Source organism: Ruegeria sp. AP7, assembly GCF_056539905.1.
The window spans coordinates 125,950-146,896 of the sequence record NZ_JBQFVT010000008.1 but is presented as its reverse complement, the minus strand read 5'-3'; the positions used below and the strand labels follow the sequence as shown (position 1 = coordinate 146,896).

At 55.9% G+C, this 20,947-nt stretch carries 20 protein-coding genes; 8 read left to right on the top strand and 12 right to left on the bottom strand.

The window, feature by feature from the left end:
• Positions 1-5: 5 nt before the first annotated feature.
• From ACR0KN_RS15205 to ACR0KN_RS15195, 3 genes are read right to left on the bottom strand one after another with little or no spacing between them, the layout of a single operon-like run.
• Entirely contained in the window at positions 6-905 is a 900-nt protein-coding gene (locus ACR0KN_RS15205) for a carbohydrate ABC transporter permease (RefSeq protein ID WP_010438517.1), read from the bottom strand.
• Positions 898-1,770: a carbohydrate ABC transporter permease gene (locus tag ACR0KN_RS15200; protein ID WP_170387762.1), complete on the bottom strand. Its 873-nt coding sequence runs from the start codon at positions 1,768-1,770 to the stop codon at positions 898-900. The genes ACR0KN_RS15205 and ACR0KN_RS15200 overlap by 8 nt, the downstream gene beginning before the upstream one ends.
• Before the next feature lie 57 nt (positions 1,771-1,827).
• Positions 1,828-3,072: an ABC transporter substrate-binding protein gene (locus tag ACR0KN_RS15195; RefSeq protein ID WP_010438511.1), complete on the bottom strand. Its 1,245-nt coding sequence runs from the start codon at positions 3,070-3,072 to the stop codon at positions 1,828-1,830.
• Positions 3,073-3,288: 216 nt separating this feature from the next.
• Between ACR0KN_RS15195 and ACR0KN_RS15190 the strand changes: the two genes are divergently transcribed.
• A complete protein-coding gene (locus ACR0KN_RS15190) occupies positions 3,289-4,026 on the top strand; it encodes a response regulator transcription factor (RefSeq protein WP_010438510.1) in 738 nt (245 codons plus the stop codon).
• The gene (locus ACR0KN_RS15185; RefSeq protein WP_170774698.1) at positions 4,023-5,465 is read left to right on the top strand and encodes a sensor histidine kinase; all 1,443 of its coding nucleotides are present in this window, start codon (positions 4,023-4,025) and stop codon (positions 5,463-5,465) included. Before ACR0KN_RS15190 ends, ACR0KN_RS15185 begins: the two co-directional genes overlap by 4 nt.
• A 1-nt stretch (position 5,466) precedes the next feature.
• Here ACR0KN_RS15185 and fliP read toward each other — a convergent pair whose 3' ends face one another.
• The 4 genes from fliP to fliF are packed head-to-tail and all read right to left on the bottom strand — an operon-like array spanning position 5,467 to position 8,657.
• Entirely contained in the window at positions 5,467-6,195 is a 729-nt protein-coding gene (gene fliP, locus ACR0KN_RS15180; RefSeq protein WP_480654717.1) for a flagellar type III secretion system pore protein FliP, read from the bottom strand.
• Positions 6,192-6,479: a FliM/FliN family flagellar motor switch protein gene (locus ACR0KN_RS15175; RefSeq protein ID WP_170541930.1), complete on the bottom strand. Its 288-nt coding sequence runs from the start codon at positions 6,477-6,479 to the stop codon at positions 6,192-6,194. Before ACR0KN_RS15175 ends, fliP begins: the two co-directional genes overlap by 4 nt.
• Positions 6,472-7,068 carry an ABC transporter ATP-binding protein gene (locus ACR0KN_RS15170; protein ID WP_480654714.1) on the bottom strand — a complete coding sequence of 199 codons (597 nt, stop codon included), beginning with the start codon at positions 7,066-7,068 and terminating at the stop codon, positions 6,472-6,474. Before ACR0KN_RS15170 ends, ACR0KN_RS15175 begins: the two co-directional genes overlap by 8 nt.
• The gene (gene fliF / locus ACR0KN_RS15165) at positions 7,068-8,657 is read right to left on the bottom strand and encodes a flagellar basal-body MS-ring/collar protein FliF (protein WP_480654712.1); all 1,590 of its coding nucleotides are present in this window, start codon (positions 8,655-8,657) and stop codon (positions 7,068-7,070) included. The genes ACR0KN_RS15170 and fliF overlap by 1 nt, the downstream gene beginning before the upstream one ends.
• A 119-nt stretch (positions 8,658-8,776) precedes the next feature.
• Here fliF and ACR0KN_RS15160 point away from each other — a divergent pair, with 119 nt between their 5' ends.
• Genes ACR0KN_RS15160 through ACR0KN_RS15140 form a run of 5 tightly spaced genes read left to right on the top strand, consistent with a single transcriptional unit; the run spans position 8,777 to position 13,395 of the window.
• Positions 8,777-9,274, top strand: a complete 498-nt coding sequence (locus ACR0KN_RS15160) for a flagellar basal body-associated FliL family protein (protein ID WP_480654710.1) — start codon at positions 8,777-8,779, stop codon at positions 9,272-9,274.
• Positions 9,275-9,283: 9 nt separating this feature from the next.
• Complete coding sequence (locus tag ACR0KN_RS15155; RefSeq protein WP_480654708.1) at positions 9,284-9,745, top strand: hypothetical protein; 462 nt, start codon at positions 9,284-9,286, stop codon at positions 9,743-9,745.
• Entirely contained in the window at positions 9,742-10,335 is a 594-nt protein-coding gene (locus ACR0KN_RS15150; protein WP_480654706.1) for a MotE family protein, read from the top strand. Before ACR0KN_RS15155 ends, ACR0KN_RS15150 begins: the two co-directional genes overlap by 4 nt.
• 46 nt (positions 10,336-10,381) lie before the next feature.
• Complete coding sequence (motA, locus tag ACR0KN_RS15145; protein ID WP_480654704.1) at positions 10,382-11,251, top strand: flagellar motor stator protein MotA; 870 nt, start codon at positions 10,382-10,384, stop codon at positions 11,249-11,251.
• Between the two features lie 8 nt (positions 11,252-11,259).
• On the top strand, positions 11,260-13,395 hold the full coding sequence (locus ACR0KN_RS15140) for a hypothetical protein (protein ID WP_480654702.1): 2,136 nt from the start codon (positions 11,260-11,262) through the stop codon (positions 13,393-13,395).
• 119 nt (positions 13,396-13,514) lie between these two features.
• On the opposite strand, the gene ACR0KN_RS15135 is transcribed toward ACR0KN_RS15140, so the two are convergent.
• From ACR0KN_RS15135 to betB, 3 genes are all read right to left on the bottom strand, one after another.
• Positions 13,515-14,867: an MmgE/PrpD family protein gene (locus tag ACR0KN_RS15135; protein ID WP_480654700.1), complete on the bottom strand. Its 1,353-nt coding sequence runs from the start codon at positions 14,865-14,867 to the stop codon at positions 13,515-13,517.
• Positions 14,864-17,305 carry a GcvT family protein gene (locus ACR0KN_RS15130; RefSeq protein WP_480654698.1) on the bottom strand — a complete coding sequence of 814 codons (2,442 nt, stop codon included), beginning with the start codon at positions 17,303-17,305 and terminating at the stop codon, positions 14,864-14,866. Before ACR0KN_RS15130 ends, ACR0KN_RS15135 begins: the two co-directional genes overlap by 4 nt.
• Positions 17,306-17,425: 120 nt before the next feature.
• Positions 17,426-18,880 (bottom strand): betaine-aldehyde dehydrogenase, encoded by a 1,455-nt coding sequence (gene betB, locus ACR0KN_RS15125; RefSeq protein WP_480654696.1) that lies wholly within the window; start codon positions 18,878-18,880, stop codon positions 17,426-17,428.
• A 190-nt stretch (positions 18,881-19,070) separates the two neighbouring features.
• On the opposite strand from betB, the gene ACR0KN_RS15120 reads away from it, so the two are divergent.
• The gene (locus ACR0KN_RS15120; RefSeq protein ID WP_480654694.1) at positions 19,071-19,400 is read left to right on the top strand and encodes a hypothetical protein; all 330 of its coding nucleotides are present in this window, start codon (positions 19,071-19,073) and stop codon (positions 19,398-19,400) included.
• 6 nt (positions 19,401-19,406) lie between these two features.
• On the opposite strand, the gene ACR0KN_RS15115 is transcribed toward ACR0KN_RS15120, so the two are convergent.
• Together ACR0KN_RS15115 and trhO are read right to left on the bottom strand one after the other, a co-directional pair.
• Positions 19,407-19,907 (bottom strand): ion channel, encoded by a 501-nt coding sequence (locus ACR0KN_RS15115; RefSeq protein ID WP_480654692.1) that lies wholly within the window; start codon positions 19,905-19,907, stop codon positions 19,407-19,409.
• A 63-nt stretch (positions 19,908-19,970) separates the two neighbouring features.
• Positions 19,971-20,876, bottom strand: a complete 906-nt coding sequence (gene trhO / locus ACR0KN_RS15110) for an oxygen-dependent tRNA uridine(34) hydroxylase TrhO (protein ID WP_480654690.1) — start codon at positions 20,874-20,876, stop codon at positions 19,971-19,973.
• Between the last annotated feature and the right edge of the window lie 71 nt (positions 20,877-20,947).

The window sequence follows — 20,947 nt, the reverse complement described above, 5'->3', positions numbered from 1 at the left end:
GGGTCTTATCCCTTCACTGAGCCAGCGGTCAGGCCGCGGATGAAATACTTACCGGCAACGACATAGACGAGCAGCGTCGGCAGACCCGCGATGATCGCGGCAGCCATGTCGACGTTGTATTCTTTGACGCCGGTGGTGGAGTTTACGATATTGTTGAGCGCCACGGTCACGGGCTGTGTGCCCGCCTGGCTGAATGACACGCCGAACAGGAAATCGTTCCAGATCTGCGTGAACTGCCAGATGACGGTCACCACGATGATCGGCAGCGACAGCGGCAGGAAGATCGACCAGAAGATTCTCATGAACCCGGCCCCATCGACACGCGCCGCCTTGGTCAGCTCGGCCGGAATGGTGACATAGTAGTTGCGGAAGAACAGCGTGGTGAAGCCCAACCCATATATCACGTGGACAAAGATCAGACCCGGAATGGTTCCTGCGATTCCCATGATGCCCAGAAGGCGCGCCATGGGCAGCAGAACCACCTGGAACGGGATGAAGCAACCAAACAGCATCAGCGAGAAGATGATGTTGGCACCCTTGAACCGCCACTGCGCCACGACGTAGCCATTCAGTGCGCCTAGAAGGGTCGAGATGGCCACCGCAGGGACTGCAATCAGGACCGAGTTCCAGAAGTAAGGCCGCAAACCTTCACACTGGATACCGGTACAGGCACCGGACCAAGCGGTTTTCCAGGCGTCGAAGCTGACTTCGCGCGGCAGGGAGATCAAGGACCCGGTGCGGATTTCCTCAAGGCTTTTCAACGATGTGGTCAACATCACGAACAGCGGCATCAGGTAATACAGCGCGAACAGGCCCAGCAGGACATAAAGCAACCAACGCAGGGCAATCTTGCCAGTGGCGCTTTGGGTACGGGTTTGGGTTTGGGGCATCGACAGATCAGTCATTTTTCGCCCTCAGCTCTGAGTAAAGATAGGGAACCACGATGGCAAAGACGACCAGCATCATGATCATCGCGGACGAAGCCGCCTGACCGATATCGCCGCGCGAAAACGCCATGGCGTACATATACGTGGCCGGCAAATCAGTCGCGTAGCCCGGACCGCCGCCGGTCAGTGCGATGACAAGGTCAAAGCTCTTGATCGCGAGGTGCGCCAGTACGATGAAGGCTGACAGGAAGATCGGGGCCATCGAGGGGATGATGATCGCCGTATAGATGCGCCATGTGGGGATGCCATCGACCTGCGCGGCCTTGATAATCTCGCCATCCACGGACCGCAGGCCAGCGAGGAACAGCGCCATGACGAAGCCCGAGCTTTGCCAGATCGCGGCCATCACGATGGTGTAGATGGCGTAATCGGGGTTCACCAACCAATCGAATTCGAAATTGGTAAAGCCCCAGCCCTGCACCATGGATTCAATGCCCAGACCCGGGTTTAATATCCACTTCCAAGCTGTGCCGGTCACAATCATCGACAGCGCCATGGGGTACAGGTAGATCGTGCGAATGGCCCCTTCGACGCGGATCTTCTGATCCAGCAGGATGGCCAGCAACAGGCCCAGTACCATCGCGATCACGATGAACAGCGCGCCAAAGATATACAGGTTGTTGATTGCCGTATCCCAGCGGGGAGAGTCGAACAGGCGTTCATACTGGATGAAGCCCTTGATCTCGTATTTCGGCAGTAGTTTCGATCGGGTCAGCGACACCCATGCGGTCCATCCGATAAATCCGTAGACAAAGATCAATACGGCGATGAACGACGGTGCCAGCACCACCTTGGGCAGGTGGTTTTCCAGCCATTCGGACATTTTAGCCTCCGGGGAAAAATGCTCTGCCCCTCAGTATAGGGGGCAGAGCGTATTGGATCAGTAGCTGTTTGCTACCGCGTCCGCCAGTTGCTGAACCGCGTCAGCCGAGGACATATCCGAGTTGAAATGTGCGGTCACAACATCGGTGATCGCACCGGACTGCGACCCGCGCAGCGCCATGCCATGGGCGTAAGACGGCAGCAACGAACCTGCAGCCGAGGTCGAGCCCATATCTTCGGCCGACAGGTTGGCACAGATGTCAAAATCTTCCAGACCAACATCGGTCCGCGCAGGGATCGAGCCTTTGTTCAGGTTGAACACTTTCTGGAAGTTCGGTGCAACGATCAGCTTGGCGAGCAGGTCCTGACCGGCTTTCTTGTCGTCGCCTTCCACGTCAAACATGGCAAAGCTGTCGACGTTGTACAGATACCCGTCGCCGGGGGTCGAGGCGCACAGGAAATCTTCGCCGGGCTTTTTGCCAGCCGCCAGGAATTCACCCTTTGCCCAGTCACCCATGATCTGGAACGCGGCTTCGCCGTTCATCACCATCGCGGTTGCGAGGTTCCAGTCGCGGCCCGAGAAGTTCTCGTCCACGTATCCGCGCAGGGTACGCATCTGATCAAACGCCTGCACCATGGTGTCCGAGGTCAACGCTTCGGGGTCCAAGTCGACCAGTGCTTTCTGGTAGAACTCAGGTCCACCGACGCCCAGCACAACTGCTTCGAATACGGTGGCGTCCTGCCATGCCTGACCGCCATGAGCCAGCGGGATCACACCGGCGGCTTGCAGTTTTTCGGCAGCGGCATTGAATTCATCCCAAGTGCTGGGCATTTCGATACCGTTTGCAGCCAGAACGTCCGCGTTGGCCCAGATCCAGTCAACACGGTGAACGTTCACCGGAGCCGCGCACCAGGTCCCTTCACACTTCATGTGGCCCGCGATCGACGCAGGCAGGACATCAGCCCAGCCTTCTGCCTCGGCCACGGCCGAGATGTCTGCCAGAACGCCTTCTTCATACCATTCCTGAATGGCGGGGCCTTTCAGCTGAACAGCTGTCGGCGCGTTACCGGCCAGAACACGTGCGCGAAGCGCAGTCATGGCCGCATCACCGCCGCCACCTGCGACCGGCATATCGGTCCATGTGCCACCGTTCGAGGCAAACTCCTCCTGCAGAACCGCGACTGATTTCGCTTCACCGCCGGATGTCCACCAGTGCAGAACTTCTGCCTGCGGTTCGGCCACTACCGACGACCCGGCCGCAATGGCAAAGGTCGACACAGTGACAAATGCAAAACGCTTCATATTTGTTCTCCTCCCTGAGAATTCGGTGCCACCCAATGGGCGGCGATGCTCGATATAGCGCTAACAGAATGCCGCATGGCAACGCAGAATGCAGAGCAATATCCTGACAAGGCGGAAATTTTCACCGCTTTTGTTACCGCGTGTTACTTTGGGCTTGAATCCGTTTCCATTCGTTACAATTGGCGGCAGCGGAGGAAGTTTGAGAGGAGGATCAGAGTGGGTATTCCCCGGCTCCTGGTGGTGGACGACGATTCTGAGATGCGTTCGATGATGACCCAGTTCTTTCAGCAGAACGGGTATATAGCGCTGCCTGCCAGTTCAGAAAGTGAAATACGCACGCATCTGACCTCAGGTCGGATCGACCTGATCCTGTTGGACGTGATGCTGGGCGATGAGAACGGTGTGGAAATTTGCGCCAGATTGCGTGCCGAGCAAGATGTACCGATCATTCTGGTCTCTGCCTTGTCGGCAGATCACCAGCGCATGGCGGGATATGAAGTTGGCGCGGATGACTACATTGCCAAGCCATTCAACCCGCAGCTTCTGCTGGCCCGCGTCCGTGCTGTGATGCAGCGCGCGCAACGCACCCCTTCGCTGGCTTATCGCCGCCGTACCCGTACATTTCACTTTGACGGCTGGGTCTTTGACGGCAAACGGGACGAGGTACATTCGCCCGACGGCTATTTAGTCTCGCTTTCACAGCGCGAGACCGCCCTGCTGAAAGTCTTGCTAGCAAATCCACACATCCCGCTAACACGGGATGAGATCGCCACCGCACTGGATGTCACCGGCGAGGCTGACAAGCCCGAGGCGCAAGGCCGCGCCATCGATATGCTGGTTGGGCGACTGCGCTCTAAAATTGAGGCTAATCCGAAAGAGCCTCAGATGCTGCGCACTGAGCGTGGGGTTGGGTACATATTTACCGCCGACATATCGGTAGATGAAGACGCATGACATTGCGCCTGCGCAGCTTTGGTTGGGTCTGGACGCTGTCAGCCTTCGCTGCAGGGCTGTTGGCAACCGCATTGTGGTTCACCTCTGCACAGGCTTGGAACCGTTTCCAAACTCAGGCATTTGTTGCGGGATTCACCGTATACGAGGATTTGCGGACGGGGATGGCACCGCCACCCGGCTTGCTGATCAATCCCTTGCCTGCCAAGGCCGCCGCACTTGCCGATAGGGGAGAATTCCAACAAATGCCCGGCTTTTCTGATCGCCGCTTTGTCACCAACCTGTCGATCCTGACCGACAGTTCAGCCCCCCTGAGTGGGCGCGAACTGACGCTGGCGGTATTATCGGATCGGCTAGTCTATCCGGTTTCAGACATCGTGTCCGGCAGCGATCAGACAGGTCCCGAGAAGATGGGCAATCTGACGCGCCTGCTTGCGACCTATTGCAGCGAACCGATCCTGATCGCGCAATTTGGACGTGGTGTCTGGCAACAGATTGATGGCACTGAAATCTGGGGGTGTAAGGCAGCTCCGATTGATCTGCGCCTGCCCGCGATATTGCTGGGTATCGTCGCGCTGGCCGCGTTGCTGACCTCTGTCGGTAATGTCTCGGACAGCTTCACGCGCTTTGCACAGGCACTTGGTGACCGCAAACGCCGCGGTGGGCCACAAAGTTATGATGCGGACGGGCCGGAAGAGCTGCGCGATATCGTGGCTGCGGTGAATGATCACCTTGAGGCTGAACGCGCGCAGCTTGAGAAACGCGCCATTGTGCTGTCGGGTGTTAGCCACGATCTGGGTACGCCGGCAACGCGTGTCCGGCTGCGTGCCGCCTTGATCGACGATGCCGAATTGCGCGAGAAGCTCGAAGCAGACGTGGATCAGATGACCGGCATGATCGAAAGTGTACTAACCTATACAAGGTCCGAGCTCAGTGTCGAGGAACCGCGGCAGATCTCGTTGACCTCACTGGTCGAGTCACTGGTCGCCGACTATCAGGATATGAACTTGCCCGTATCTTTGAAAGCGATTGAACCTGTCGCTGTCGAAGGTGCGCCGTCATTGTTCATGTCGCGCCGGGGGCACGGATCGCTGCCTGAGACACGGCGCATTCTGGTGATGGGTCGACCAATCTCGTTGAGGCGGGCGCTGTCAAATCTGATCGACAACGCCTTGAAATATGGGCGCCGGGCCGAGGTTGAGCTGGAAACCAATGCTCAATCCGCCACGATTATTGTCGAAGATAAAGGCACCGATTTGTCGGTTGATGATATCGAGGCATTGCTGGCCCCGTTCCAGCGTGGGTCAAACACCGGTTCGTCAGATGGCTTTGGGCTTGGCCTGACCATCGCACGCACCGTTGCCGAGCAACATGGTGGAACGCTGAGTTTTGAGGCCGGAGACCAAGGCTTGCGCGCCTGCCTGCAGATCACCCGGCAATAGATCAGGGCGAATAGCTGCGTACCAGCGCGCTTGCGATCAAAGCCCAACCATCTGCAATCACGAAAAATGCCAGTTTGAACGGCAGGGAAACCGTAGCCGGAGGCACCATCATCATACCCATCGACATAAGGACCGCCGCAACAACCAGATCGATGATCAGGAACGGCAAAAATATCAGAAACCCGATCTGAAAGGCCCGCGCAATCTCGGACAGCATGAATGAAGGCATCAGAACGGACAGAGGTGCCTCGGGTGACAGCTGCAAATCCACGCCATCCGGTCGCAATGCTGCCATCTCCTGGAACGTATCGACATCCAAACGCGCCGCCATAAAGCTGCGAAACGGCACCAACGCGCGTTCCAGCGCGGGCTCCACGTCTATTGTTTCCTCGACCATTGGCTGGATGCCGACTTCCCACGCTTCGGTGAAAACCGGCTCCATGATGAAATAGGTCAGAAACAGCGCAAGACTGACAATCAACATGTTGGGCGGCGATTGCTGCAACCCAATCCCTTGCCGCAGTATCGCCAATACGGTGATCAGAAATGGAAAACAGGTGATCATGATCGCCAGACCCGGTGCCAGGCTGAGCACCGTAATCAGCAAGATCAGCTGAATCGTCCGGGCCGGAATCGATCCATCGTCGCCCATAGACAGCGACAACTCCTGCGCCATGCCGCTGGTGGGAACGACCAGCAGAATTGCCAGCCAGATCAGATGGCGCATCATCCGATCCCGTTTTGCAGATCCGAGATCTCTGTCAGCCGCACAGCCAGCTGCCCAGCCTGATCTCCTTCCATTTCCTCCAGCAGCCCGCGCGCGACCAATTGGTCCCCGACATACAAGTCGACGGGGTCTTCAATACGTTTGTCCAGCGCCAGAACAGCGTTTTCGCCCATGTTCAGCAGATCACGGATCAAAGGTCGCGCCCGACCGACCGAAACTGTGACTTCGATCGGAACCGCTTCGAACGGATTTGGCTTTTCGGATTTCGGAGCTTGGGGATCACTCATTTGACAGAGCCTCTTTTGCTTCAAATAGATAGGCTTCGAAAGTTGCGGCAATGGACGCGAGCAAAGCGCTACAATCCACCTCTCGATAGGCGGTGCCCACTTGCAAACGCGCCTGTCCCGGCTGCAGAGAAGGGTCCTCGGCAACTTGTGGCAACGGCGTGAGATCTTGTGGAAGAACTGCCTGAACCTGATCGGCGGCACCGTCCGGAACGGTAAGTAGCATCGGCTGCCCGATCTGTTCCCGGGCCATCTCACAAAGCTGTTCAGTCAATCTGGCGGAAAAACCCAGTTCGACGGTTTCGGGCAAAACCACCTGTATCAGGCTCTGAAACATCGGTTCCAGCGACAATGTCATCCGGGTTAACGCCTCCTGATAGGTAAACGACAGGTCTGCTAGCGCTGCAGACAAGTCAGAGCTCAGCTGCGCCCCACCCTGTTCCCGCGCCTGCACCGCATCTTCCCAACCGGCACCATAGCCTTGCTCAAAGGCCGCAAGGCTTTGTTCTTCCAGTGCCTCTTCATCCAACAAATGAACAGCGACACCTGCTGCTGGGGCGGTGAAATCCTCAAGGAGATGAGCGATAGACATCACACCCTCTCCTCACCTTCTTCAAGCCAGCTTCGCAGGATCTCAACCGTCTCTTCCTGTTTGTCACCGATCATGGCGCGCAATCGGTCGACGGGGTCTTCACCATGGGCGCTGGCTATTACCGGAACATTTGTCTGGGTGGTCTCGGGAAGTGATGTGAACTCTTGCGCATCACCATTTGCGACCTCTCCCGTCAAATAAGTTGCAGGCTCCGCTTCCGGCGGTATGCCTGCCGGTAGCAACGCAGGTGCAGCAGATTGTGTCAAAATGGGTCGTATGACAAACAGACCCAAAACAAGGGATACCAGTGCCAAAACGAACATCTGAACCAGCGACATGGCATCAAGATGAATCTTCTGCCAGACCGACGACGACACCAATGTACCCTGCGGCTCAACAACAGGTAGATCAAGCGATTTAAGGGTAATGACGTCACCGCGTTCGGCATCATAACCTACGGCTGAGGAAACGAGCTCCTCCAATGCGTCAAGCTCTGGCTGCGGAATGGGTTCAAATCGTTCGACGCCTTCTGTATCAACCGTTCGGGCACCGTTAACCAGCACTGCGACGGTCAGACGTTTGATGGATCCCGGCGCTCGGTGAACCTCGAGTTCGGTCTCGGAAACCTCATAATTCACCCGCTCGCGGGTCTGGGTGGCATTTGAATTGGATTCGTCTCCGCCAGCGCCATCCCCATCCGGCAGATTTGACGCCACGGTCACGTCTGCAGACTGATTTCGCGCACTGTCAGACCGTTCTTCAACATCCGTACTGATCGCTACGCGACCTTTAGGATCGAAGCGGCGCTCACGGATCGACTCGGTTTCGGTCACCGTATCCACGCTGACCTCGACCACGGCATTACCGGCCCCGACGCGTGCTTCGACAAGTCGAAGAACTTTTTCCCGCAACTGGCGTGCTTTGTCGTCTGCAGTATTAGCGGCCACGGTTGATTCCTGTGCTCCGATCACAGCGCCGTTCGAATCGATTACGGTGACGTTTTCTGGTGCAAGCCCGCTGACAGCCGACGCCACCAGAAACCGGATCGCCTTGGCCTGATCTCCTGTGATCTGCGCACCCGATGGTACCAAATATACCGAAGCGGTCGGCGCAACACTACGTTGAAACGGGTTGGCCGAACCGTTGGCGATGTGTACGCGTGCCTGGCTGACATGTGAGCTGCCTACAATCGTGCGGGCCAACTCGCCCTCTTTTGCCCGCCAATAAGCAGCGTCAAACATCTGCGACGTCGTGCCAAATCCACTGAGTGAGTCCAGCAACTCGTATCCGCGGTTGCCGTTTGCTGGCAGTCCTTCACTGGCCAGCGTCATGCGCAACTCATCCCGTTGCGAGCCCGGTACATAGATCGAACCACCCCGGATTTCATACGCAAAACCGCGCTGATCCAGCGATCGCACGATATCACCCGCCGCACCGCTTTCGAGACCTGAATATAACAGCGTCATCGACGGTGCCGTCGCAATCCGTGACATCGCAAGCACGCCCAGAAACACCAGCACTACCGCACCGGCCACGAAAATTTGTTTGCGCTTGTCCAAACTTGCCCAGACAGTTCCGATCTGCTGCACACTCACCTCCGACTCACCGACATTCTGCTCGGCTCAACCCCTGTTTGGACGATTGCCCTTAACAATCGGTTAGTCCCTGCGGGGTTATGACAGTTGCCGAACAGATTCATGAGGACGGCATGACCGATGCAACAGCTGACGAAGTGGAAACCCCTAATAAATCAGGAAAAAAGGGCCTGATTCTTGGGATGATTCTGGCCGTGGCAGGCGGTGTTGGTGGCTACTTCATAACCGCCTCTGGCTTACTGCCAATTGGTAGCGGTGCCGAAGCAAAAGAAGAAGATAGCAATAGCAATAAAAGGCCAGCGACGGCGTTGCCAGACGTGAGCTTTGTTGATCTGCCGCCGGTGATCGTTTCGGTCAATGCAGGCGATTCACGGCATCTCAAGTTCCATGCACAACTCGAGGTGAACGCGGGCTACGCCGCCGAGGTTGAAAAGATGCAGCCGCGAATCATGGATGTTCTGAACAGTTATCTACGCGCGGTCGAGCTGAACGACCTTGAAGATTCACTCGCCTTGGTGCGCATCCGTGGGCACCTGCTGCGACGTATAGGAATTGTCGTAGGTGACGGCCGTGTGCGCGACGTTCTGGTGACAGAATTTGTATTGAATTAGGAGGCGAAGGTGGAACTGATTGCCGATATTCTGCTGGTAGCAGGCGCGCTTGGGGCAGGGCTGTACTGTTTCATTTTGGCGCGTCGTTTGCGTCGATTTACTGATCTTGAAAAGGGCGTAGGTGGTGCGGTTTCCGTTCTTTCGGCCCAAGCGGAAGAGCTGCGAAAATCGCTCGATAGCGCCCGTCAGTCTTCCGACGAGTCCGGGGTTGCCCTGCAGACTTTGACTGAACGGGCAGAGTCGGTAGCGCAGCGCCTGGAACTGATGATGGCCTCGATGCACGATGTCGTACAGGAAGACCAACCAAGCCCTGAGCAGCCCGAAGAGCACGCGCAGGAAAAATCTGACGTGGACGCTGTCGAAGAAACTGTTCCTGAAAATTCTGAGCCCATATCCTTAAAACCCGTAACAAAGCCCGAGGGCTTGATGTTCTTTCGGCATGCTGCAGCGTCAAGCAGGTCGGGCCAATGATCCGCCAAAGAAAAAAGAATTGTGACCAGCGCCCGCGCGGAGGAGTTCTGACCGTCATCTCCTTGCTGATGATCGGGTCTGCCATCATTCGGATCGGGCTTGAGGCTGGGCCTGCGGTGGCGCGTGGGACTGATCCGGCCTTGGTAGAGCAAATCAAGTCGGAGCGCATTGAGACCAGCGCCGCGGATCTGCAAGTTTTGCTAACAGAACTGCTACGCCGCGAAGTCGAACTGAATCAGCGGGAAAGCATGATTGTCGATCGGGAACACGCGCTGGACATCGCAGATCAGGCCATTGAGACCCGGTTGGCCATGCTGCAGGAAGCCGAAGAGTCGCTGCGTGAGACCGTCGCTATTGCCGAAACAGCCGCCGAAAGCGACCTGACGCAACTGACTGACGTTTACCAAAGCATGAAACCAAAAGATGCCGCGGCCTTGTTCGAAACGATGGATGCAGTATTCGCCGCCGGATTCTTGTCACGCATGCCACCGGAGGCTGCCGCCAATGTGATGGCCGGTCTCAGCCCCGAGGCCGCCTATGGTATCAGCGTCATCATGGCTGGGCGCAACGCCCGCGCCCCACAGGAATAATGCTGATGGGCAACCATTTCTCCCACCTTAACGCCGGAAATCACTTATGATCGGACTCATCGGAATTGCTGTTATCTTCGTTATGGTTTTTGGCGGATATCTCGCCGCTGGCGGCAAGATGGCGATTATCATGAAGTCATTGCCGTATGAAATGATGATGATCGGAGGCGCCGCGATTGGTGCTTTTATGATCAGTAACGACATGGGTGGGGTCAAACACACCGCGAAAGATATTGGCAAAGTGTTCAAAGGCGCGAAGTGGAAGCCCGAAGATTATCGTGATCTGCTTTGCCTGTTGTTCTCGTTGATCCGGATCGCGCGCGCAAACCCGGTTGAGGCCGAACAACACATCGAAGAGCCTGAAAAATCATCGCTTTTCTCAGCTTATCCCAAGATCAAAGCCGACAAAGAAGCCGTGGATTTGATCTGCGACACCATGCGCTCAGCCGCGATGAACTATGACGACCCGCATCAAGTCGAAGAGGTGCTTGAAAAACGGATGGAGGCAAATTTCCATCATGCCATGCACTCGAGCCATGCCTTGCAAACTGTTGCCGACGGCCTGCCTGCTCTTGGTATCGTAGCTGCGGTTCTAGGCGTTATCAAAACCATGGGTTCGATCGACCAGCCCCCAGAGGTGCTGGGAAAACTCATCGGCGGCGCGTTGGTCGGCACTTTTCTGGGCGTTTTTCTTGCCTATGGTTTGGTCGGTCCGTTTGCTGGCAAACTGAAAGCTGTAGTTGAAGAAGACAACCATTTTTATCAACTCATCAAGGAGGTTCTGGTCGCGAATCTGCACAATCACAACGCTGCGATGTGCATCGAGGTCGGACGCCAAAACACGCCAACCCACAACCGCCCAAATTTTTCGGAGCTTGAAGAGGTCTTGAAAGAAATCAAACAGGCGGCTGCATGATACGGGCTTTGACATTAATTTTATTGGCCCTTGGCACCAGTGTGTCAGCGCAGGTGCTGCGTGTTCGCTCGGGCGAACACGATGGATACACCCGTCTGGTGATACAAGTGCCTGCCGGCACCGATTGGGTTATGACTCCAAACGAACGCGGTGCTGATCTGAATATTGCTATCAAAGGCGCCACATTCGATACCGGAACCGTATTTGACCGGCTGACCAGCAAAAGACTTCAGTCTCTAACTCAGGCTAGTTCAGGTGGAGCTCTGAAGATGGTCTTTGGATGTGAATGTGTCGCCACCGCATTTCTGCATCAACAAACTATGGTGGTCGTGGACATCTCGCCCGGTAAATTCATTCCGGTTGCGGTTCCAAAAATCGACGTGGTGACAGACCTTCACCCGGACATCGCAAAGCAAGCTCCGCCTCCAGTACACATCCCTGCAACTGCGCTGACGTTGCCCTTGTTGCAAATGAGTCATCAAAACTTTGAGGACGAGCTGATATCCCGCATATTACAAAGCGCAGATCGTGAGGTTATTGACCTCACACTTGCTGGTATTGGGCGCAGACAATCCGCTCGTTTTGGACCCTTGAGAACCTCAGACGCACAAGCGCCCAATTTACGATTGTCTTCAGTTCTGGACGACGCCCGGGGTCTCGAAAGTCTGGCACTTCCAGAATTCGATGCCAAATTTGAATGCATCACCGATGCTGAACTGGAGTTCGACTCCTGGGCAGGCCCCGAACAATTTGTGGTGCAGGTAGCGCAACTGCGAACGGGGCTATTCCAGGAGTTTGATCGACTCGATCAGGAAAAGGCCCTGAATCTGGCCAAGCTGCACACATATTATGGATTCGGAGCCGAAGCGCTGCAGGTGTTAGATCTGCTGCCAGGAACGACGGCAGAGCAACAACGTATTTCGGCGATGGCGTCTACTCTCGATGGTTTGACTGCGTCTGAACCGCACTCATTCGAAGGTCAACAAAGCTGCGAAAGCGCTGCAGCGCTATGGGCACTTCTGGCCGAGGAGAAACTGGCACCGGAGGCACAGCTGAACATAATCGAGCAAGCATTCAACCGGCTTCCCGAACACCTTAGGCGGCAACTCGGGTCGACTCTGGCAGACTTGCTGGCAACAGCCGGGCGGCTGGAAGCAGCGCGGCGTATTTTGCGTTCGGTAGACCGAGTGATGACAGCTGAAACGGCCGACGTGACCCTGACCAAGGCCACGATCGCCGATGCCGAAGGCAATGCACATACCGCGAGTGCTCACTTGACTGAAGTCCTCGCCACCCCAAGCGCTACTAAAGAAGCGCCTCTGGCGCTGGCGCGGTTGATCGAAAAAAGATGGGCCGATCGGGGTTCGATACCACCCAAAGATCTCGATTTAGCGGCAGGTTACGCACGTGAACTCATAAACTCCGAACTCGGGCCCATGATGGCGCGCTCTCATGTGCTCGCGTTGTCGATGTCGCAGGAGTTCGATGGTGCCATGCATCATATCCAAAAAGCACCTGACGATAAGGATTGGCGCCGCACGCGAGATCAGGTGCTGCAACTGCTTGCTGAGCGGGCGGATGACATCACCTTCCTGCGCTACATAATCGGACTGAAGGAGAAAACTCGCATTACCCTGAGCCTGGATACGGCCACATCGGTGGCGCAAAGGTTGATCAATCTTGGATTTGCGAGCGATGCCCGGGAATGGACAGACCCATCGGGCGATCAGAACCATGCTATCGAGCGTGCCCGGATTAGGGCACGTTCAGCTCTACTAAGCGACCATCCTCGCCAAGCTTTGCTGGAATTGTCTGAAGATCCCTCAGACGACGCGCGAGTATTGCGGGCTCAAGCTTTGGCGCGGGTGCAAAACTTCTACGCCGCGGCGGAACTGTTGAGAGAAACTGGTCAGATCGAGGCTGCCGACCGCCTATCCTGGTTGGCGGGCACGAATGAGATTGATGCCGAGGATTCGAATGTCTTCAGCGATCTAAGTCGAATCAGAATATCGTTAGATCAACCGATTGAACGGCAATCTGACAAACCTCTGGCAGATGCCAAAACGCTTATTAAGGAGAGCGCCAATGCCCGCGCTCAAATTTCAGATATGCTTGAAATCGTGCAAACAAGCGGATTGAATTGATCGGACCCGCAGTGCCCAGTGGTTATGCTGTTTCAGAGTTGGTCATTCGCCTAACACCTTGGATCAGTCTCTAACTTGGCGATTCTCGATCATCCAATTTAATTCGGCGTGGCGCGGTATCAACATGCGGGTGGGTCGTATATCAGGGCAGACAGATTGGAAAAGCTCGACCCGGGTTGGGTCAACTTCAATGTGGCCGCAAGAATCTGGGCGGCCCGATCGCCCCCCACAGTTGGCGCTGCAAATTCGGTGAATTTATCGATGATCTCCTGTTTGCTCAGGGGATTTTCCTGACCACCGCGCGCGTTGATATCACCTGAATGATAAACAGATCCGTCCAAGGTTTCGATCTCGACATCTGCCCATCGTCCTGCTGGGAAACGGGCAGAGTGACGTGGGCTCTCTTTGACCTTAATCAGTCTTGTGATCTCTGCGACCGCTGGATCGGACAGGCCTTCGCCTGAGATATGTTCCACGCCAATGCGGCCGTGAACTGCCTGAACCGCTAAAGCAAATGGCAACGAGTATTGAGCCTGTGAGGTAGTCAGAGGATGGCCAGAATACAAACAAGCTGCTTCTTTAAAGCTGTTGATACGGATGGCTGCGATCTGTTGATATGTCAGCTTGTGTTCCTGCATCAGCATCCGAACACCGTCAATTGATGCATGTGCCCAACGGCAGATTGGATAGGGTTTGATATATTGCTGCTCAACTTGCCAGACCCGGCCAAGATCGTCCCAAAATGGAACAGCCTCTTTCGCCTCGATCGTGATTGCAGGTGCTCCGGTAAATCCGCGCTCAGCCAGAATGGCAGAAGACAGCCCCACCAGGGCACCCCAACCGGAACCGTCGTGCAACATTGTTGGATTTGCAATCTCGCGCATCATTTGGCTGCGTGGCCCGTGGAATTCCGCAATCCCCAACGCCTGTCGCAGTTGATCTGGGGCATGACGGCGCAAACGCGCCGCCACAGCAGCGACGCCCAGCGCATTCCAAGCACCGGAAGTGTGATAGTCACTGACCGTTGCGTGTAGGGTCAGGCCAGCCCGACCCGCCATTTCATACCCGATGATCATAGCCGCCAGAGCCTCACGACCCGACAGATCCGGGCATTGTTCGGCCAACGCAGCAAGCGCCGGAACAATGGCAACTCCGATGTGGCCTTTGACGGGATTGAACCCGTCATGGGCATCCAGATTATCGGTTTGGCTGGCAGTTGCATAAGCTGCACCTGCAAGACTGGCGCGCCGCCCGTCGAACAGCATCCGAGCGCTAAAATCAGGCTCTGAACTTGCAAAAAGCAACGCTGCGGTATCCCGGGCGATCCCACCGGCCTGCATTGATCCTGCAGCGATCAGAACACCCATCGTATCCAGCAACAAATACGCAGCTGTCTCGCGGGCTGTGTCGGGAATGTCTTCGGCGGTACAGTTCAGAGCAAACTCGGCAACCCGGTCAAAAACGTTGGTCATTTCACTGGCTCCGCAACGGCTTTCGTATCGCGTAATCTGTTTCCGGCGGGGTCGAACGGTGGCTTTGAAAGGAATTTAGCTTTGTGTGGTTTTCCAAGGATGAAGATGTCGACCGTGTCTCCGGGTTTTGCGGCTTTGGGGTTGGCGTAACCCAGGGCCAGGGATTTGCCGACCGAATACCCATATGCGCCGGAAGTTACCCGGCCCACCGGGGTACCGTCGGGGGTGAAGATCGGTTCGCCGCCAGTGGCGTCGGCTTTGTCCGCATCGACCTCGAATATCGAGAGCACCTCGCGCGGGGCGTTACCCTTGACCCGTAGATAAGCATCTTTGTGCAGAAATTCTTTGTCCAGCTTGATCAGACCTGACAGGCCAACCTCTTGTGGCCAGTATTCCTGAGAATACTCTCGCCCCCACGAGCCATACCCCTTTTCGATGCGCAAAGATCCCAGTGCGCGACCGCCAACCGGGCCACCGCCCAAGTCTATTGCAGCCTCTAATAGCGCTGAATAGAGTCTGGTTTGATCTGATTCCGCGCAATGCAACTCCCACCCCAGATCACCAGTAAAGCTGACGCGGATGGCCAGGCAATTTATGCCCACCACCTCGATGGTGCGCGAGCGCATAAAGCGGAACGCGTCGTTTGAAAGGTCCGCATTGGTCAGCCGCTGTAACAATTCGCGCGACTTTGGCCCAGCCACGTTGAAGCCTGCGATGCGATCAGTGGCGACCTCGAACGTGGTGCCTTCTGGCAAGCCGATCATGTTGAAGAACCGCTGATGATAACGCTCGGCCATACCCGAGCCGATCATCATATACTCTTCATCAGCTACCTTGGTGATGGTAAAGTCACCAGCCACGCCGCCGCGAACCGAAATCAGGGGTGTCAGGCACGAACGACCTACCTCGGTCGGGACCTTGTTGGCCACCAGACGATCCAGCCAGTCATAAGCACCTGGGCCTTTCACGACGTAATTGGCGAAATTCGAGATGTCGATCACACCCACATGATCGCGCAGCATCTGCACCTCGCGGCCCACCGATTCCCACCAGTTCTGACGGGTGAACCCATTGGTTTCTTGTACACCGGGCTGATCGGCAAACCACAGCGGATGTTCCCAGCCGCAGTTCAAGCCAAAGACAGCGCCCATATCCTTTTGCATTTCATAGGCGGGGCGGACACGCGCGGGGCGTCCCGCGCTGCGCTCCTCATTGGGGAAATGGATGGCGAAACGGTGGGTATAGACGTCCTCGACCCGCGCCTTGGTAAAGGCCTTGTCGGCCCAGTCGCCGAACCGGGCTAGATCCCAGGCAAACATGTCGTATTGCGGCTCGCCTTCTATCATCCATTGCGCAGACAGCAGACCCAGCCCGCCCGATTGCGAGAAGCCCGGAATGATGCCGGTGCAGCAGAAGTAGTTCTGCAATTCGGGCACTGGGCCCCAGATTGCGTTTGAATCAGGAGACCAGATCATTGGCCCGTTGATCACTCGTTTGACGCCCGCCGTGGCAGCAACCGGGACCCGTTCTGTGGCGCGGATGACATTTTCCATGATCCGGTCCAGATCGTCTGGGAACAGGTCATGGGCAAAATCCAGCGGCGTGCCGCTTTCGGCCCAAAACCGCATGTCTTTCTCGTAGGCGCCGATCAGAAGTCCGTTGCCTTCCTGGCGGAAGTAATATTCTCCGTCCCGGTCAGCGATCGAGGGTAGGCGGCGCCCAAGATTAGCCACTTCGTCGATGGCTTCAGTGACGAAATACTGATGCTCGGTCGGTTGCAGTGGCAGTTCGATGCCCGCCATTGCAGCCACTTCGCGCCCCCACAGGCCCCCCGCATTCACAACCCATCGAGTGTGAATGTCCCCCTTATCCGTGCGCACGATCCAAGAGCCATCGGATTGCTGTTCAGTCCCTATTACAGGGCAAAACCGCTCAATTGTGGCCCCCATTGCCCGCGCACCCGCAGCGTAGGCGTGGGTAACCCCGGACGGATCGACATTGCCACCATCGGGTTCGAACATGATGCAACGGATGTCGTCAAACTGCGCCAGCGGGTGAAGTTCACTCGCCTGTTCGCGGCTGATCTCATAAAAGTTCAAACCGTAGAATCGGGCTTTTGCCTCCTGCAGACGTAGCTGATGTTCGCGATCTTCGGTTTGCGCCAGATACAACGAACCAGATTGGAAAACCCCGCAGCCCTGCCCGGTTTCCTTCTCCAGCTCTTTATACAGGTTCATCGTATAGTGCTGGATGCGGGTGATGTTGTTGTTGTCATGCAGGCCGTGGATGTTCGCTGCCGCATGCCAAGTTGATCCCGAGGTCAGCTCATCGCGTTCCAACAGAACCACATCGGTCCAACCAAGCTTGGCCAAATGATAGAGGATTGAGCAGCCAACCAATCCTCCTCCGATCACGACGGCCTGAGCGTGGGTCTTCATGGTCTGATCTCCTGTCCGCGAACTTAGTGCTCTCAGGAAAGTCAGCCACAGCCAAATGTCAGGTTATGCTCTGTTCCCGACGCGAAATGTCGGGAACAGAGTCTGAATGACCGGTTTTGATCAGTAAGGGGCCTCGACATCGTTCATCGAAACGTAAACTGTCTTCATCTCGCTGAAGTGGTTGATCGCCAGTTTCGAGTTCTCGCGCCCCACGCCCGACATCTTGGACCCACCGAACGGGGCCTCAACCGGGGCGAGGTTATAGGTGTTGATATAGCAAGTGCCAGCTTCGAACCCCGCCACAATTCTATGGGCGCGGGTCAGGTCATTGGTGAAGACACCGGCAGCCAGACCGAATTCGGTATCATTGGCACGCGCCAGCACCTCTTCTTCGGTTTCAAAATCCAGCACCGACATCACAGGTCCAAAAATCTCTTCTCGTGCGATTGTCATATCGTCGGTGACGTCGGCAAAAACTGTGGGCTGCATGTAGAACCCGTCACCTGCGATCCTGTCGCCGCCGTAGACCAACCTCGCACCCTCGGCTTTACCTTTTTCGACATAGCCCAGCGCAATATCCATCTGGTTTTCGCTGACCATCGGGCCAAAATTGACCTCCTCATCCAGCGGATCACCAATTTTCGCAGTGGCCAGACGATCGGACAAACGCGAAAGAAATGCTTCCTTGATACCCTTTTGTACAAAGACGCGAGTGCCGTTGGAACATACCTGCCCCGAAGAATAGAAATTGCCCAAGATCGCACCCGAAACCGCATTATCGAGATCTGCATCGTCAAAAACGATCATCGGGGACTTCCCGCCCAGCTCCATGGTGACGTGTTTCATGCCATCGGCTGCCGCCGCATAGACCTTGCGGCCCGTTGGAACCGACCCAGTCAACGAGACCTTGGCTACACGCGGATCGGTAACCAGGCTGGCCCCGACATCACCATAGCCTTGCACCACGTTGTAGATACCTTTTGGCGCGCCCGCCTCGATCAAGATTTCGGCCACCTTCAAAGCTGACAATGGTGTGGTTTCAGACGGTTTGAAGACCATCGCATTGCCGCAGGCCAGCGCTGGGGCACCTTTCCAACAGGCGATCTGGGTCGGGTAGTTCCACGCACCAATGCCGACACAGACACCCAATGCCTCGCGGATCGTATAAACGAAATCTCCACCCCCCAGTGGAATATGTTCGCCGGTCAGAGACCCTGCCAAGCTACCAAAATATTCCAAAGCATCTGCGCCGCTTGTCGCATCTGCCACAAGTGTTTCCTGCAGTGGTTTACCGGTGTCATGGGTTTCGAGAACTGAAAGCGCCCGATTGCGATCCCGCATGATGTCCGACGCACGCCGTAGGACCCGGCCCCGTTCCGTGCCCGACATGGCGGCCCAGCTTGCCTGAGCCGATTTTGCGCTGTTTAGAGCCTGTTCTACGATTTCAGGTGTTGCAGAATGCAACCGCGCGATAACCTCACCGGTGGCTGGATAGATAACGTCGATTGGGGTGCCTCTGGTATCTTCAACATAATTGCCGTTGATGAAATGGCTGGCCTTGGGCTGAAATTTCATGCCGAATCCTTCTCTTTTCGGATCACCCCTGCGCAAGGGGAGGTGTGTGTTGCTGACAGATTTAGCTTTCATTGATTGACCAGTCAATAAATCCAGTGATTGGCAGGTTCTCGCCGAATCCAAATAGCCTTCTCTTGAAATGAAAGGTCAATGTTCTATTTATGTTCTACATAGTCAGAGGATAACCCCGATGGCCCAGAACATGCGAAAAGCCGCACTTGGCGGCACGTCAAACGATTATCACCTGTTACCTGTGACAGATCGGCAGATGCGCTATGCCCGCGCGATTGCACAAAAGTCCGCACTTGAGATTCCTGTCGAGGCGCAACACGACCGTAAATCATTGTCAGACTGGATATCGGCCCATAAGCCGCATGACCCGTCGCCTTTCGCAAACTACCCAACGGGCAAGCAAGTCGCGTTTGCGGAGCGTATCTCGCGCATTAAACGGCGTCCGATCCCATCCGAGTGTTTCCGCGACAGACAATTGATGTCTCGATGGATCGATCACAACAAATAAGCTGGTCTACTTGCTGTGGTGGCGCGCGAATAGCGCCACGGCTGCGGCTACAAACATGCCCAACAGGATATAGCCCGTAACCGCCTCGGCCACGGCCAACCCACGGCACAGGCCGGTCGGGGACATGTCGCCATATCCGACCGTGGTGAAAGTGACGTACGAAAAATACAGAATATCTGCCGGTCCTTTGGCGCCGACAACACAATGATCCTCATACCCGAAGGCGCCGTAGACGGCGGCAAATAAGAACGGCACAACCTGAATGAAGGACACCCCCATCAAAAACAGCATTCTGCGCGGGGATTTCACCTGGGTTATGTAGTAGTAGGATTGCGAAACCATCCAGACCACCAGCCCAATCGATGCAATCGTACCGATCGTGTCACCTGCTGTGGTTTCATTCAGACGCGACAAACCGTACCAAGCGAGGAAACTGGCCAGAACCAGACCTAAGGCTGCCAATAGGGTGGATTTCCATTCTTCCAGGGTTCTGGGTTCGTGAGTCATATCCGCTCCATCAGGCAGGCCCAAAGGCATCATCCGTTTTTCGGCATAGCCTGCAAGATGAATTCAATCTGACCCTAGATGTTCCTCACCTCGCGCGCGGGCCAGCTGGATTTGTCTCTGCCGCTCGCGAAACCGTGCCTTGTCCTGTTCGGACGTCTCATCAACACATAGATGGCAAGATACACCATGTTCGTATTCAGGGCGCTTTACATCTTCAGGCAGGATTGGGCGGCGGCAGCCATGGCAAAGCTTGTGTGGGCCTTCGACCAGCCCATGACCAACTGAAACGCGATTGTCGAAGACAAAACACTCACCCTGCCACGTGCTGTCTTCGCGTGGCATCTCCTCGAGATAGCGCAGGATGCCACCTTTCAGGTGGTAGACATCCTCGACGCCCTGCCCCAGCAGATAATTAGTGGACTTCTCACATCGAATTCCGCCGGTGCAGAACATGGCGACACGCTTGTTGTGAAATCGCTCTTTGTTTTCTTCCCACCATGCTGGGAAATCGCGGAAACTTGCCGTGTTTGGATCTATTGCGCCTTCAAACGTGCCGATTGCAACTTCGTAATCATTGCGCGTATCGATCACCACCACATCGTCCGAGCGGATCAGATCGTTCCAGTCCTCGGGCTCGACATAGTTTCCGACACTGGCACGCGGGTCGACATCGGGCTGCCCCATCGTCACGATCTCTTTTTTCAGACGCACCTTCAATTTACCAAAGGGTGGGTGGTCTGAGGTTGCCTCTTTCCATACCAGATTGTTGCAACCCGGAAGCGCGCGGATATGCGCCAGCACCGCATCAATCCCAGCGCGAGGGCCGGCTATGGTGCCGTTGATCCCCTCGTGCGCCAGCAACAGGGTTCCTTTCACCGATTGCGCGCGGCAAAGCTCGTGCAAGGCAGGGCGCAATGCATCAGGATCAGGGAAGCGTGTGAAATGGTATAGGGCAGCGATTGTGTACATGTCCGCGATCTAATGCGCCTGATGAAAACACACAAGAGACAGCATTGACGATCCACGCTGCGCGCCATACC